Source organism: Streptomyces formicae (genome assembly GCF_002556545.1).
Classification (GTDB): Bacteria; Actinomycetota; Actinomycetes; order Streptomycetales; family Streptomycetaceae; genus Streptomyces; species Streptomyces formicae_A.
This window is the reverse complement of sequence record NZ_CP022685.1, coordinates 992,280-1,005,881: the sequence shown is the minus strand read 5'-3', so window position 1 is coordinate 1,005,881 and position 13,602 is coordinate 992,280. Positions and strand designations below refer to the sequence as shown.

14 protein-coding genes are annotated in these 13,602 nt (G+C 72.4%); 12 read left to right on the top strand and 2 right to left on the bottom strand.

From position 1 onward, the window contains the following. Positions 1 to 104: 104 nt before the first annotated feature. The 4 genes from KY5_RS03935 to KY5_RS03920 all read left to right on the top strand — a co-directional run bounded on the left by KY5_RS03935 (position 105) and on the right by KY5_RS03920 (position 4,045). A complete protein-coding gene (locus tag KY5_RS03935) occupies positions 105 to 686 on the top strand; it encodes a helix-turn-helix domain-containing protein (RefSeq protein ID WP_098247045.1) in 582 nt (193 codons plus the stop codon). A gap of 109 nt (positions 687 to 795) precedes the next feature. Further along, positions 796 to 1,764, top strand: coding sequence for an NADPH:quinone oxidoreductase family protein (locus KY5_RS03930; protein WP_098240863.1), 969 nt, complete (start codon positions 796 to 798; stop codon positions 1,762 to 1,764). Continuing rightward, entirely contained in the window at positions 1,761 to 2,942 is a 1,182-nt protein-coding gene (locus tag KY5_RS03925) for an acyl-CoA dehydrogenase family protein (RefSeq protein WP_098240862.1), read from the top strand. Before KY5_RS03930 ends, KY5_RS03925 begins: the two co-directional genes overlap by 4 nt. Then, complete coding sequence (locus tag KY5_RS03920; RefSeq protein ID WP_098240861.1) at positions 2,939 to 4,045, top strand: acyl-CoA dehydrogenase family protein; 1,107 nt, start codon at positions 2,939 to 2,941, stop codon at positions 4,043 to 4,045. The genes KY5_RS03925 and KY5_RS03920 overlap by 4 nt, the downstream gene beginning before the upstream one ends. 61 nt (positions 4,046 to 4,106) lie before the next feature. Here the strand turns inward: KY5_RS03920 and KY5_RS42440 are convergent, their stop codons facing one another. Then, the gene (locus KY5_RS42440) at positions 4,107 to 5,390 is read right to left on the bottom strand and encodes a DUF4157 domain-containing protein (protein ID WP_234362601.1); all 1,284 of its coding nucleotides are present in this window, start codon (positions 5,388 to 5,390) and stop codon (positions 4,107 to 4,109) included. 268 nt (positions 5,391 to 5,658) lie between these two features. Here KY5_RS42440 and KY5_RS03910 point away from each other — a divergent pair, with 268 nt between their 5' ends. The 8 genes from KY5_RS03910 to KY5_RS03875 all read left to right on the top strand — a co-directional run bounded on the left by KY5_RS03910 (position 5,659) and on the right by KY5_RS03875 (position 12,554). Continuing rightward, the gene (locus tag KY5_RS03910; protein ID WP_098240860.1) at positions 5,659 to 7,254 is read left to right on the top strand and encodes an ABC transporter substrate-binding protein; all 1,596 of its coding nucleotides are present in this window, start codon (positions 5,659 to 5,661) and stop codon (positions 7,252 to 7,254) included. A 59-nt stretch (positions 7,255 to 7,313) separates the two neighbouring features. Continuing rightward, positions 7,314 to 8,279, top strand: a complete 966-nt coding sequence (locus KY5_RS03905) for an ABC transporter permease (protein WP_098240859.1) — start codon at positions 7,314 to 7,316, stop codon at positions 8,277 to 8,279. Then, positions 8,272 to 9,138 (top strand): ABC transporter permease, encoded by an 867-nt coding sequence (locus tag KY5_RS03900; RefSeq protein WP_098240858.1) that lies wholly within the window; start codon positions 8,272 to 8,274, stop codon positions 9,136 to 9,138. Before KY5_RS03905 ends, KY5_RS03900 begins: the two co-directional genes overlap by 8 nt. 44 nt (positions 9,139 to 9,182) lie before the next feature. Further along, positions 9,183 to 10,094, top strand: a complete 912-nt coding sequence (locus KY5_RS03895) for an ABC transporter ATP-binding protein (protein WP_098247044.1) — start codon at positions 9,183 to 9,185, stop codon at positions 10,092 to 10,094. Further along, positions 10,087 to 10,752 carry an ABC transporter ATP-binding protein gene (locus KY5_RS03890; RefSeq protein WP_098240857.1) on the top strand — a complete coding sequence of 222 codons (666 nt, stop codon included), beginning with the start codon at positions 10,087 to 10,089 and terminating at the stop codon, positions 10,750 to 10,752. The genes KY5_RS03895 and KY5_RS03890 overlap by 8 nt, the downstream gene beginning before the upstream one ends. Before the next feature lie 74 nt (positions 10,753 to 10,826). Further along, positions 10,827 to 11,825, top strand: coding sequence for an ArsR/SmtB family transcription factor (locus tag KY5_RS03885; RefSeq protein ID WP_098240856.1), 999 nt, complete (start codon positions 10,827 to 10,829; stop codon positions 11,823 to 11,825). A 172-nt stretch (positions 11,826 to 11,997) separates the two neighbouring features. Next, entirely contained in the window at positions 11,998 to 12,345 is a 348-nt protein-coding gene (locus KY5_RS03880) for a hypothetical protein (protein WP_098240855.1), read from the top strand. Between the two features lie 8 nt (positions 12,346 to 12,353). Then, complete coding sequence (locus KY5_RS03875) at positions 12,354 to 12,554, top strand: hypothetical protein (RefSeq protein WP_098240854.1); 201 nt, start codon at positions 12,354 to 12,356, stop codon at positions 12,552 to 12,554. A gap of 78 nt (positions 12,555 to 12,632) precedes the next feature. On the opposite strand, the gene KY5_RS03870 is transcribed toward KY5_RS03875, so the two are convergent. Beyond that, the gene (locus KY5_RS03870) at positions 12,633 to 13,421 is read right to left on the bottom strand and encodes a DeoR/GlpR family DNA-binding transcription regulator (RefSeq protein WP_098240853.1); all 789 of its coding nucleotides are present in this window, start codon (positions 13,419 to 13,421) and stop codon (positions 12,633 to 12,635) included. Between the last annotated feature and the right edge of the window lie 181 nt (positions 13,422 to 13,602).

The following is a 13,602-nucleotide window of genomic DNA, read 5'->3' as shown; positions in this document are numbered from 1 at the left end:
GATTGCCGATACCGCAAGAACTGCGTCATGATGACGGCATGAGAAGAGCGCACCAGGAACCGGCGGAGCCGGACGGGACGGAAACGGCCGAGGCCCCGGAGGAGATGGACCAGGTCCTCACCGAGGTTGGCCCCCGGCTGCGCCGTATCCGCAAGGAGCGCGGCGCCACCCTGGCCGCGCTCTCCGCGGCCACCGGCATCTCCGTGAGCACCCTCTCCCGCCTGGAGTCGGGCCACCGCAAGCCCAGCCTCGAACTGCTCCTGCCCATCGCCCGCGCGCACCAGGTCCCCCTCGACGAGCTGGTCGGCGCGCCACCGGTCGGCGACCCGCGCGTACGGGCCAAGCCGATCGTCCGGCACGGGCGCACCATGCTGCCGCTGACCCGGCAGCCGGGCGGACTGCAGGCGTACAAGGTGGTGGAACCCCCTCGGACGACGCCCGCCCCCGACCCGAGGACGCACGAGGGGTACGAGTGGCTGTACGTCCTCTCCGGGAAGCTGCGGCTGATCCTCGGCGACCACGACGTGGTGCTCGGGCCCGGCGAGGCGGCGGAGTTCGACACCCGGGTGCCGCACTGGTTCGGGGCCACGGGGGACGGGGGAGCGGAGTTCATCAGCTTGTTCGGGCCCCAGGGCGAGCGGATGCATGTGCGGGCGCGGCCCACCCGCAAGGAGAAGGGGGACTGACGGTTTCCGGACTCTGTCCCGGGCTGTTCCCCGTACTGTTCCCCTAGGGGCAAGCGACCGCTTAGTATGCGGTGGAGCCCGGTCTACGACAGCCCCGTGGAGGCCCCGCATGCAGGCATGGCAAGTGCACGAGAACGGCGAGCCCGGCGAGGTGATGCGCCTCGCGGAGGTGGCGAGGCCGGTGCCGGGCGAGGGGCAGCTGCTGCTCAAGGTCCGTGCCGCGAACATCAACTTCCCGGACGCGCTGCTCTGCCGCGGCCAGTACCAGATCAGGCCGCCGCTGCCGTTCACGCCCGGCGTGGAGATCTGCGGCGAGACCGAGGACGGCCGCCGGGTGATCGCCAACCCCGCGCTGCCCCACGGCGGCTTCGCCGAGTACGCCGTCGCGGACGCCGCGGCACTCCTTCCCGCGCCCGACGCGCTCGACGACGCCGAGGCGGCCGCGCTGCACATCGGCTACCAGACGGGCTGGTTCGGGCTGCACCGCCGCGCGCACCTCCAGGAGGGCGAGACGCTCCTGGTGCACGCGGCCGCGGGCGGCGTCGGCAGCGCCGCCGTACAGCTCGGCAAGGCGGCCGGCGCCAAGGTCATCGGCGTCGTCGGCGGGGCGGAGAAGGCCGCGGTCGCGCGCGAGCTCGGCTGTGACCTCGTCCTCGACCGGCGGGCGGACGACGTCGTCGGCGCGGTGAAGGAGGCCACGGGCGGTCGTGGCGCCGACGTCGTCTACGACCCCGTGGGCGGCGACGCCTACGCCAAATCGGCCAAGTGCGTGGCCTTCGAGGGCCGCATCGTCGTGGTCGGCTTCGCCAGCGGCGCCATCCCGACGCCCGCGCTCAACCACGCCCTGGTGAAGAACTACTCGATCCTCGGCCTGCACTGGGGCCTGTACGCGAGCAAGGACCCTCGGTTGATCCTGCGCTGTCACGAGGAGCTGACCGCACTGGCCGCCAAGGGCGCGATCAAGCCGCTGGTCAGCGAGCGCGTCCCGATGGACGGGGCCGCCGCCGCGGTCCAGCGCGTCGCCGACGGAGTGACCACCGGACGGGTCGCCGTCCTGCCGCACGGAGGTGCCGCATGACCGACGCCGCCGAACTGGTCATCCGCACGCAGGAGTTGCTCGCCGCGCACCCGCCCGCCACGACAGAGCGCACGGACTTCCTCAAGGCCCGCTTCGACGCCGGACTCGCCTGGGTGCACTACCCCGAGGGCCTGGGCGGGCTCGGCGCCGCCCGCTCGGCGCAGGCCGTCGTGGACGCCGAACTGGAGGCCGCGGGCGCCCCCGACAACGACCCGCGCCGCATCGGCATCGGCCTCGGCATGGCGGCGCCGACGATCCTCGGCTACGGCACCGAGGAGCAGAAGCGCCGTTTCCTCAGGCCGCTCTGGGTCGGCGAGGAGGTGTGGTGCCAGCTCTTCAGCGAGCCGGGCGCCGGATCCGACCTGGCCGCGCTCGGCACCCGCGCGGTGCGGGACGGCGACGACTGGGTGGTCAACGGGCAGAAGGTGTGGACGTCCAGCGCCCACCTCGCCCGCTGGGCCATCCTCATCGCCCGCACCGACCCGGACGCGCCCAAGCACCGCGGCATCACGTACTTCGTGTGCGACATGACCGACCCGGGCGTGGACGTGCGTCCGCTGCGCCAGATCACCGGCGAGGCCGAGTTCAACGAGGTCTTCCTGACGGATGTGCGCATCCCCGACGCGCACCGGCTCGGCGAGGTCGGTGACGGCTGGAAGGTCGCCCAGACCACGCTGATGAACGAGCGCGTCTCCATCGGCGGCGCGCGGATCCCGCGCGAGGGCGGCATGATCGGCATCGTCGCCAAGACCTGGCGCGAACGCCCCGAGCTGCGCACCCACGACCTCCACCAGCGCCTGATGAAGCTCTGGGTCGAGGCCGAGGTGGCCAGGCTCACCGGCGAGCGGCTGCGCCAGCAGCTCGTGGCCGGCCACCCCGGGCCCGAGGGCTCCGGCATGAAGCTCGGCTTCGCCCGCCTCAACCAGGAGATCAGCGGCCTGGAAGTGGAACTCATGGGCGAGGAAGGTCTGTTGTACGAGGACTGGACGATGCGGCGGCCCGAACTCGTCGACTTCGTGGGCCGCGACCCGGGCTACCGCTATCTGCGCGCCAAGGGCAACAGCATCGAGGGCGGGACCAGCGAGGTCCTCCTGAACATCGTCGCGGAGCGCGTCCTTGGCCTGCCCTCCGAGCCGCGCACCGACAAGGACGTCGCCTGGAAGGACCTGGCCCGATGAGCGATCTTCTCTACACGCAGGAGGAGGACGCGCTGCGCGCCGCCGTGCGCGGCCTCCTCGACGACCGCTGCGACGCCGCCGCCGTGCTCGCGCGCGCCGAGAGCGACCGGCCGCACGACCTGGAGCTGTGGAAGACCCTCGCGGGCGAGATGGGCCTCGCCGGACTCCTGGTGCCCGAACGCCTCGGCGGCCAGGGCGCATCGCACCGCGAAGCGGCCGTCGTGCTGGAGGAGTTGGGCCGCGCGGTGGCACCCGTGCCCTATCTCACCAGCGCCGTCGTCGCCACGCAGACGCTGCTGGCCTGCGAGAGCGCGGGCGCGGGCGGGGGCGAGGCCGCCGAGCTGCTCGGCGCGCTCGCCACGGGGCGGGTGATCGGGGTGCTCGCCGTCGGCCTCGCCGTCGCGCCCGGCGCGCCACTGACCGGCGTACGGCACGAAGACGGCGCGCTGCACGGCGAGTTGACCGGCATCGCGGACGCCACCGGCGCCGATGTGCTGCTCGTCCCCGCCGACGGCGCCCTCTACGCGGTCGACACCGCGCAGGACGGCGTCACCGTCACCCCGCAGGTCTCGCTCGACCTGACGCGGCCGCTCGCCACCGTGAGCTTCGACGCGGCACGCGCGCGCCTGCTGACGCCGGACGCGGCGGCGGCGGTCCGCGCGGGGCTGCGGGCCGGGGCCGCGCTGCTCGCCTCCGAACAACTCGGCATCGCCGAATGGTGTTTGACCGAGACCGTCCGCTACACGAAGGAACGGCACCAGTTCAACCGGCCCGTCGGCTCCTTCCAGGCGCTCAAGCACCGGCTCGCCCAGCTCTGGCTCGAGGTCGTGGGCGTCCGCGCGGCGGCCAGGAACGCGGCCGACGCGCTCGCCACGGGGAGCGCGGACGCGGACGTCGCGGCGGCCCTCGCGCAGTCGTACGCGGCGCCCGTCGCGGTGCGCGCCGCCGAGGAGGCGCTCCAGTTGCACGGCGGCATCGGCATGACGTGGGAGCACCCCGTGCACCTGTGCCTCAAGCGGGCCAAGGCCGACTCGATCGCCTTCGGCACGGCGGGACGCCACCGCGAGGCGCTCGCGGAGCTGGTGGACCTGCGGGCTCCCTGAGGCCCCGGTCCCGCTGCCGGGCCGTCCGAAGACGGCCCGGCAGCGGGACGGCCACGAGGCGTCACACGGGGAAGGAGTTGTCGCCCTCCCAGGTCACGGTGACCTTCTCCGGCTTCAGGCCGTGGATGACGGCGCGGCCCGCGTCCCGTGCGAACTGCTGCGCGATCGAGACGGTGTCGGCGGCGGGGTAGCGGTCCTGGAGCCCGGCGACGATCTGGTCCGCGGGCACGCCGACGGCGGCGGCGAGGTTGGCCGTGTTCCCCGGCCGGTTGTTCCAGCCCGCCTCGGCGTTGCCGGGGCCGACGTGGATGGAGTCCTGGGCGGTGAGGACGGATGCCCCCGCGTCCTCGATGAGGTTCTGGCCGTCCAGCGGGCGCGCGGTCAGGTGGAAGTGCGTGCCCTTGATCTTCACCGCCGACGCGCCGCTGTTCCCCGTCTCGTTGCCGAGGACGAGCATCACGTTGAGATGCACGGCGAGCCGGGCGCTCCTGCCCTCGTGGCTGACGGTCACGGCCTTGGGGCGCGAGATGAGGTTGTTGCCGCCGTTGTTGCGGCACTCGGGGCCGAACTCGAAGCCGCCGAGCACCCGTCGGGGGCTGTCGGAGTCGTTGCCGCCGCCGACGATGATGTCCAGGATCCGGGTGCCGCTCGAAGCCCGCCAGGGGGCGTCGGCGACGCGCTGGACGGCGTGGCCGCCCGCCGTGGCGGGGGCGCGCTGCACGTCCGCTCCGGCCACCGGGGCCTCCGGTGCCGGACCCGAGAGCACCCGGTGCGCGTTGCTCTCCGCCTCGCGCTCGAACCGGTCCGACGGGTCGGAGACGCGCAGACCGTTGCCGTTGTCGGTGCCCGCGACGGGCCCGCTGCGCTGCTGGATGACGTGGGTCAGCTCGTGGGCGAGGGTGTGCCGGTCGTTGCCGCCGTCACCGATGACGACGTGGCTGCCGGAGGTGTACGCGCGGGCGCCGACCTCGGCGGCCGAGGACTTGGCGGCGCTGTCGTCGTGGATGCGGACATCGGAGAAGTCCGCGCCGAGCCTGGCCTCCATGTCGGTGCGGGTGGCCTCGTCGAGGGGGCGGCCGCTGCCGCGCAGCACGTCGTGCACGGCGGAGCGCTGCACGGCGGGCTGTTCGGCCTGCTGGTGTCCGCACCCGGCGCCGTGCCGGTGCTCCTCCTGCTCCGGGGCGTGGCCCGTCGCGCGCAGCATCTGCACGACGGCGGCGTTGCCCGCGTCGGCCTGGAGGGCGAGCAGCCGCTCGCGGGGGGTTCCTGTCGCGTCCCCGGCCTTGCGCGCGGGCGTGTTCCCCCGCCCGGATCCGCGCTGCCGTGCGTTGTCGTGCTGGTGCAAGGTCCCTCTTCCCACGCTGCCCATGACGTCCCTTCATGCATACGTGGTGCGGGGCCTGTGAACCAGGGGCCCGAGGGCAGGGAGGGGTGACCGAACGGGCACCGGAGAGGGGACGTGGCCGAGGCGGACCCGTCAGGACCAGGGGGTGGCCAGTTTTAATGGGTTATGCACGTACCGGGTGCGGGCTGCGCGTTTTACGCCCGCATTACATAAGGCATAATTGCGAGCTGTTCGCAATAACGGTTGATCTTCAGTAAGGGTGTGGGGCATGAGGGCCCGATCGATACGGGGCACGGGTGGACTGGCGGCGGCCGTCTCGATAGCGGTCGCGGCCTCCGCGTGCTCGTCGCCGGGCGACGGCGCGGGCGGGAACGGCGCCAAGGACTCGGCGGTCGTCGGCATCGCCTACGAGCCGGAGACCCTCAGCCCGCTCCTCGGCTACGGCAAGGACGGCAACTCGAAGATCTTCGACGGGCTGCTCACGCACGACGCTGACATGAAGCTCAAGCCCGCGCTCGCCGCCGAGCTGCCCAAGGTCACCGACGACGGCAAGACCTACACGTACAAGCTGCGCAAGGGCGTCACGTTCAGCGACGGCAAGCCCTTCTCGGCCAAGGACGTCGTCTTCACGTACGAGACGATCCTCGACAAGAAGACCAACAACGCCTCCAAGACCGAGCTGGACGCGGTCAAGAGCGTCGAGGCGAAGGGGGACGACGGCGTCGTCTTCCACCTCAAGTACCCCTACGCGCCGTTCGCCGAGCGCACCGTGCTGCCCATCGCGCCCGAGCACATCGCGGGCAAGCAGGACGTGAACACCGGCGACTTCACCACCAAGCCGATCGGCACCGGCCCCTACGAGCTCGTCAAGTGGACCAAGAACGACAAGCTCACCTTCAAGGCCAACCCCGACTACTGGGGCGGCGCGCCGAAGATCAAGAACTTCACGATGGCGATCATCAAGGACGACGACGTCCGCGCGACCCGCCTCGACGCCGGTGAGCTCGACGGCGCCATCCTGCCGCCCAACCTCGCCAAGAAGTACGCGGGCAACGACAGCAAGAAGACGTACGCCGCCAAGACCTTCGACTACCGCGTGGTGACGCTGCCCACCGGCAACAAGATCACGGGCGACACCGACATCCGCCGCGCCCTCGACATCGGCGTGAACCGCAAGGCCATGGTCGACTCGATCCTGGACGGCGCGGGCAAGGAGGCCTACGGGCCCGTCCCGACCGACAGCCCCTGGTTCACCAAGGGCACCGAGCGGAAGTTCGACGCCGCCAAGGCCAAGAAGCTCCTCGACGACGCCGGGTGGAAGCCGGGCAAGGACGGCATCCGCGAGAAGGACGGCGCCCGGGCGAAGTTCAACCTCTGGTACCTCGCGGGCGACAAGCTCCGCCAGGACCACGCACTCGCCTACGCCTCCGACGCCAAGAAGCTCGGCATCAAGGTCCAGGTGCAGTCCGGCACCTGGGAGGTCATCGAGCCCCTCATGCCCGAGGACGCGGTCCTCGGCGGCGGCGGCTCCCCGGCCGACCCGGACTTCGACCAGTACACCCTCCTGAAGTCCTCCCTCGCGGGTGACGGCTTCAACAACATGGCGCACTACGACAACGCCAAGGTCGACAAGGCTCTGGAGGACGCCCGCAAGAGCGGCGACCGCGACAAGCGCCAGGCCGCCTACGACACCATCCAGCGCGAACTGGTGAAGAACCCCGGCTACACCTTCCTCACCCACATCGACCACCTCTACGTCGTCGACAAGCGCTTCGGCGACCTGAGCACCCAGGTCGAGCCGCACGACCACGGCCTGGCCTCCGGGCCCTGGTGGAACGTCGAGGACTGGCAGCCGGAGAAGTGACCTCAGCGATAACGAAGGCCCCGGAGAAGGCGGCGGGCCGCCGCCTTCCCTGGGGGCCGATGGCACGGCTCACGGCACGGCGGGCCCTGTTCGCCGTGCCCGTGCTGCTCATCGTCACCTTCGGCGTCTTCGCCATCGCCGCCGCTTCGCCCTTCGACCCCGTCAAGGCGTACGCGGGCACGGCGGGACTCACCGCGTCGCAGGAGAACCTCGACCAGCTGCGCGCCAACCTCGGCGTCGACAAGCCGCTCGCCGCCCAGTGGTGGGACTGGCTCACCGCCGCCCTCACCGGCGACTTCGGCGACTCCAGCACCCTGCGCCAGCCCGTCGCCGACGTCATCGGCGAACGCGTCGGCTGGTCCGTGCTGCTCGCCGCCACCGCGTTCCTCGTGGCGATCCTGGTCGGCACCGCCCTCGGCGTGCTCGCCGCGCGCCGCCCCGGCGGCTGGCTCGACCGCCTCGTCACTTCGCTCGCCTACACCCTCGAAGCCGCGCCGCCGTTCTGGCTCGGGCTGCTCGCCGTCTGGCTGTTCTCGCTCAAGCTGGGCGTGCTGCCCTCCGGCGGTCTGACCGACACGGCAAGCTCGACCGTGACCGCGGGACAGGTCGCCAGCCATCTGGTGCTGCCCGCGGGCGTGCTCGCCGTCTCGCAGCTTCCCTGGTTCGTCCTGTACGTACGCCAAGGGGTCGGCGACGCGCTGGGCGACGACCCCGTGCGCGGGGCACGCGCGCGTGGCCTCGCCGAGCGCACCGTCCTGCTCGGGCACGCGCTGCGCTCCGGCATGCTGCCGGTGCTCACCCTCATCGGCTCGCGCGTGCCCGAACTCATCACCGGGGCGCTCCTGGTGGAGACCGTCTTCAGCTGGCCGGGCATCGCCGCGGCCACCGTGCAGGCCGCGACCGCCGTGGACTTCCCGCTGCTCGCCGCGCTGACCGCGCTGGCCACCGCCGCGGTCCTGCTCGGCAACCTCGTGGCCGACCTCCTGTACGGCCTCGCCGATCCGAGGGTGGGTTTCGATGGCTGACATCGTCTGGCGCCGGCACGGCGGCGTGCGCCGCTCCACGCGCGCGTGGCGGGTGCGTTCCTCCGCGGTGCTCGTCGCCGCCTTCGTCCTCGCCGTCCTGGTCGTACCGCCCCTCGTCCACCTCGACGAACAGGCCGTCGACCTGGCGTCGAAGCTCAGGCCGCCGTCGTGGGAGCACCCCTTCGGGACCGACGACGTCGGCCGTGACCTGCTGCTGCGCTGCGTGTACGGGCTGCGGGTCTCGCTCCTCGTGGGCGTCGTCGCGGCCGTGGTCGCCACCGTCATCGGCACCGCGGTGGGCGCCCTCGCCGCCGCCTCCGGGGGCTGGGTGGACCGGGTCGTGATGCGGCTCGTGGACGTCTTCTCGTCCGTGCCGCACCTGCTGCTCGGCATCTTCATCGTCGCGATGTTCCGGCCGGGCGTCTGGCCCGTCGTCGTCTCCGTGGCGCTCACGCACTGGCTCTCCACCGCCCGCATCGTGCGCGCCGAGGTGCTCTCCCTGCGCTCGCGCCCCTACATCGACGCGGCGATCTCCGGCGGCGCGTCGCGGCTGCGCGTCACCCTGCGGCACCTGCTGCCCGGCGTGCTGCCGCAGGCCGGCCTCGCCGCCGTCCTGATGGTGCCGCACGCCATCTGGCACGAGTCCGCGCTGTCCTTCCTCGGCCTCGGACTCCCCACCCACCAGGCCAGCCTCGGCACCCTGGTGCAGAGCGCGCGCGGCTCGCTGCTCGCGGGCGACTGGTGGCCGACGCTCTTCCCCGGCCTGTTCATCATCGTGCCCACCCTGGCGATCGCCGGTCTGGCGGGCGCCTGGCGGGAACGGATCAATCCCCGGCGCCGATCGGAGCTCATGCTGTGACGGTCCCCGTCCTGTCCGTACAGGGCCTCTCCGTACGCTTCCGCATGCGCGGCGGGGGCCACGTCGCCGCCGTCACCGACGCCACCTTCGACCTCGCGGCGGGGGAGTGCCTCGCCCTGGTCGGCGAGAGCGGCTGCGGCAAGTCCGTGCTCGCCTCCGCGCTGCTCGGGCTGCTCCCGCAGAACGCGGAGACCGCCGGGTCCGCACTCCTCGGCGACACCGATCTGCTCACCGCCGACGAGCGGACCCTCGCCCGCACCGTACGGGGGCGGCGCGTCGGCCTCGTACCGCAGAGTCCCGCCGCGCACCTGACGCCCGTACGGACCGTGCGCTCCCAACTGGAGGAGACGCTGCGGGAGCTCATGGGCGTGCGCAGGCCGCGGTTGAGGACCGCCGCCGAGGCGGCCGCCGAGCGCGCGGCGTTCCCCGCAGGGCACCTCGACCGCTACCCGCACGAACTGTCCGGCGGCCTCGCCCAGCGCGCCGCCACCGCGCTCGCGCTGATCGGCGACGCGCCGCTGCTGCTCGCCGACGAGCCCACCACCGGACTCGACAGGGACCTCGTGGAGCGCACCGTCGACGAGCTGAAGCGGCACGTCGGCGACGACCGGTCGATGCTCCTGATCACCCACGACCTGGCCGCCGCCGAACGGATCGCCGACCGGGTCGCGGTGATGTACGCGGGCCGCGTCGTCGAACTCACCGACGCCGAGGCGTTCTTCGGCACGCCGGGCCCCGCGCACCCCTACGCCCGAGGTCTCCTGAACGCCCTGCCGGAGCGGGAGTTCACGCCCATTCCCGGCATGCCGCCCGAGCTGTCCGCGCTCCCCGAAGGCTGCGCGTTCGCCGCCCGCTGCGGACGTGCGGACGAGGCGTGCGCCGTGGTGCCCGCGCTCACCGGGGGCGCCGCCTGCCACCATCCCCACGTGGACGTGCTGGAGGCGCCCCGTGCTTGAACTGCGTGCCATCACGGCCGGATACGACCGCGGGGACCCCGTCGTCAGGGGGGTGGACCTCACCATCGCCCCCGGTGAGTCCGTGGGCCTGCTCGGCCCGAGCGGTTGCGGTAAGTCGACGCTCGCGCGGGTCGCCGCGTTGCTGCACCGGCCCGACGCGGGGCAGGTCGTCATCGACGGCGAGGCCGCGGGGGGCTGGCGCCACCGGGCGCCGCGCTCGCAGCGGACCGCCTTCGGCGTCGTCTTCCAGCAGCCCAGGCTGTCCGCCGACCCCCGCCTTTCCCTGACCGATCTCATCGCGGAGCCGTTGCGGGCCGTGGGCCGGGGCTCCGAAGCGGCCGCGCGCGTCGCGGAGTTGACGCCCGTCGTCGGGCTCGGCGCGGATCTGCTGGGGAGGCGGCCCCACGAGGTGAGCGACGGCCAGTTGCAACGGGCGTGCCTGGCCCGCGCCCTGGTGCTGCGCCCGCGCTGGCTGATCTGCGACGAGATGACGGCGATGCTCGACGCTTCCACGACGGCTGCGCTGGTGCACGCGGTGGAGGCGTACCGGGCGGAGTCCGGGGCGGGGCTCCTCGCCGTGGGCCATGACCGGGTGTTGCTGGAGCGGTGGTGCGGGCGGACCGTGCAGTGGGCCGAGTTGGCCGGGCAGAGGGCCTGATTGATCATTGCGTGAGGTCCGCGGGGAGCCGAGACTGTTCGGGCGAGGCGGTGACGCGGGGGACGGGGCGCTAGGTGAAACGCATTCACTTCACGGCGGAGGACCTGGCGCGGACCCGCGTGGCCACGACGATCGGCGTGGCGGCGGAGACCTTCGACACCGTGCGGCTGCTGAGGAGCCGCGGGTCCAGCCCCGCCTTCCGCCGCTGGTACGTGTCGGTACGCGGGCGGGTGGGCGAACAGGCAGGCCCGCTCGCAGCGTTGACGCCCCACCACGGTCCGCTGCTCGACGCGATGAGCCTGATGGGGGACACGGCATCCGTCGACGAGGCGGTGGACCACCTCATGGCGGCCCCCCGCGCCCTGCTGCGCGTCGAACTGGAGAACATCGACGTTCACCCCGGGGCGCGTACCTGGGCCGCAGCCCTGATGGACGGCGACCGGGAGGCGCGCCTCCAGATGGCCACGGCGCTCAGGGCCTGCCACGGCGTCACCGTCGCCCCCTACTGGAGCAGAGTGCGCTCCCACCTGAGCGAGGTCCGGGCCGGGTACGTGGGCACGATGGCCGACGGCGGGGTCGAGCGGCTCCTGACCACGCTCTGCGAACCGTTGGTCCGCTGGCGGCCGCCCGTCCTCGAAGTGATGCACGCGCGCGATGCGGACATCCACTTGCGGGGGCGGGGTCTCGTCATCGCGCCGACGGTGTTCTCCACACGGCAGGTCGAACTTCTGTACCCGCCACTCGACCCGGACCAGGCACCGACCCTGGCCGTCCCCACGCTGGACGGAGCCTCGCTCGACACCGCGCTGTGGGAAGGCGACGGTGAGCTCACCGCTCCGTCACTGGAGGATCTGCTGGGGCGTACCAGGGCCGCCGTGCTGAGCGCGGCCGTCGACGGATGCGGCACCACGGAGCTGGCCCGACGCTTGAACATCTCCCCGGCGACCGCGAGCCACCACGCCGCGGCGCTGCGCAATGCCCGCCTGGTCACCTCCCGACGCGAGGGCAAGACGGTCCTTCACACGGCCACGTCCCTGGGCATCGCCCTGCTGGGGCACGACACTCTCGTCTGACGGGACGGCCGCGCGGGTCCAAGGGCTGCACGGCCGGGCACGTTTCGACGCTCGTCGAATCGTTGGCGGCCGCTCCTGGCCGAAGCCTAAGTTTGAGGCACTCGCTCGATCGCGGTGAACGGGACCCGGCGCCGCGACGGACACCCACCTCGTCAACAACTGGGGGAGCTACATGACCAAAGCGCGTATCGCGGGGGCCTTGGCCTCGATGACGCTCGTCCTGGGAGGAGCGCTGGTCCTCGCACCGAGCGCCGCGGCGGCGAGCGGCTCGTCGTCGACCGCTGTTCCCGCGTCCAGCACATCCCAGCTGCAAGCGTGTTGGGGCCAACCGGAGCGCGGCTCCGAGGGGCACCACGGGAACAGCGGCTGGTGCGACTCGGGCCGCTACCGGCAGGCGATCCGGTGCGAGACCCTGGGGGGCTACCGCTACGTCCACTACGGTCCCTGGGTCTGGGCGCCCGCGAAGAGCACCGCATGGTGCAATATCGGCGACAGGGTCGTCGGAACCTGGCTGGAGTGAGGTGCCACATGAGCAAGCAGACGTTTCTCCGACCCGCGGCGGGCCTGCTGGCGGCCTGCGGCATGACCGGGGCGCTCCTTCTCGGAGCCTCCGCCACCGCGCAGGCCGGTGAACCGAGCGTGCGGTGCCCGGGTGGCTGCGCCCAGGTGGTGCCCGGCACGCCCACCACGGGTGACGTGACCACTCAGGGCAACTGGGAGCCCCACTAGGACCCGGCGGGCATCCTGGGTGACCGACGGCCTTGACCGGTACGGGGGACCGGTCAAGGCCGTCGTGCCGGGATGCCCTCAGGCACGCGGCACCACGCGTACCTCCGTACCGGCCCGTCTGATCGAGTGGACCTCGTCCCGCGCCAGCCCGTCGTCCACCACGAGCAGGTCGAAGTCCGAGAGCGGCGCCAGCGCGTACAGGCCGTCGCGGGTGAACTTGGTGTGGTCGGCCAGGAGGACCCGGCGCGTGGCCGCTGCCATCATCGCCCGCTTGACCTGCACCGTCTCCGGAGACGTGTGGTAGCAGCGGCCGCGTGTCACCGCGGTCGTCGACATGAAGAGCACGTCCGCGCGGAACGCCTCGACGCTGTCCGCGGTGTGCAGCCCCATGAACGCGTCGTACGCCGGGAAGTAGCTGCCCCCCAGGGCGATCAACGAGACGCCGGGCTCCTTGGCGAGCGCCGTGATCGCGGGCAGCGAATTGGTGATCACCGTCAGCGGGGTCCGCTCGGTGAGCAGGCGGGTCAGATGCAGACAGGTGGTGCTGTCGTCGAGCAGGACCGTCTGCCCGGGCACCAGTTCCCGCGCGGCCGCCCGCGCGAGGTGCTGCTTCGTCCGCGCCATCGTCGACATGCGCTCGGCGACGCTGCCGTGGAACTGCGCGGACGGCAGCCCCGTCGCCCCGCCGCGCACCTTGCGCAACCAGCCCTGCGACTGCAGGAAGTCCAGATCGCGGTGGATCGTCATCAGGCTGACGTCGAACTCGTCGGCGAGGTCGGCGGCGCGCACGAAGCCGTTCGCGACCACCGACTCGCGGATGCGGATGCGCCGCTCCTCACGGACGTCCGCCCGGTCGCTCGTTCCCATGGCGCTCCTCCCCTTCCGCCTGCCGTGCCATGTGAAGTCCCCAAGTGATGATCTCATGGATTTCACAGGGGAATCGGGGGAGCGCCGGGGCGCCGCACTGCTCGGGGCAGGGTGACCCAAGTCCTCTCACACGGCGAAAGTCCCTAGTCACGGGAGATGTCGGGAGACGATTGACGCGGGT

Coding starts and splice junctions, on each gene's coding strand:
- KY5_RS03875 (WP_098240854.1), top strand. CDS start 12,354: ATGAGCAAGCAGACGTTTCTCCGACCCGCGGCGGGCCTGCTGGCGGCC.
- KY5_RS03920 (WP_098240861.1), top strand. CDS start 2,939: ATGAGCGATCTTCTCTACACGCAGGAGGAGGACGCGCTGCGCGCCGCC.
- KY5_RS03895 (WP_098247044.1), top strand. CDS start 9,183: ATGCGCGGCGGGGGCCACGTCGCCGCCGTCACCGACGCCACCTTCGAC.
- KY5_RS03905 (WP_098240859.1), top strand. CDS start 7,314: ATGGCACGGCTCACGGCACGGCGGGCCCTGTTCGCCGTGCCCGTGCTG.
- KY5_RS03900 (WP_098240858.1), top strand. CDS start 8,272: ATGGCTGACATCGTCTGGCGCCGGCACGGCGGCGTGCGCCGCTCCACG.
- KY5_RS03925 (WP_098240862.1), top strand. CDS start 1,761: ATGACCGACGCCGCCGAACTGGTCATCCGCACGCAGGAGTTGCTCGCC.
- KY5_RS03910 (WP_098240860.1), top strand. CDS start 5,659: ATGAGGGCCCGATCGATACGGGGCACGGGTGGACTGGCGGCGGCCGTC.
- KY5_RS03930 (WP_098240863.1), top strand. CDS start 796: ATGCAGGCATGGCAAGTGCACGAGAACGGCGAGCCCGGCGAGGTGATG.
- KY5_RS03880 (WP_098240855.1), top strand. CDS start 11,998: ATGACCAAAGCGCGTATCGCGGGGGCCTTGGCCTCGATGACGCTCGTC.
- KY5_RS03870 (WP_098240853.1), bottom strand. CDS start 13,421: ATGGGAACGAGCGACCGGGCGGACGTCCGTGAGGAGCGGCGCATCCGC.
- KY5_RS03935 (WP_098247045.1), top strand. CDS start 105: ATGGACCAGGTCCTCACCGAGGTTGGCCCCCGGCTGCGCCGTATCCGC.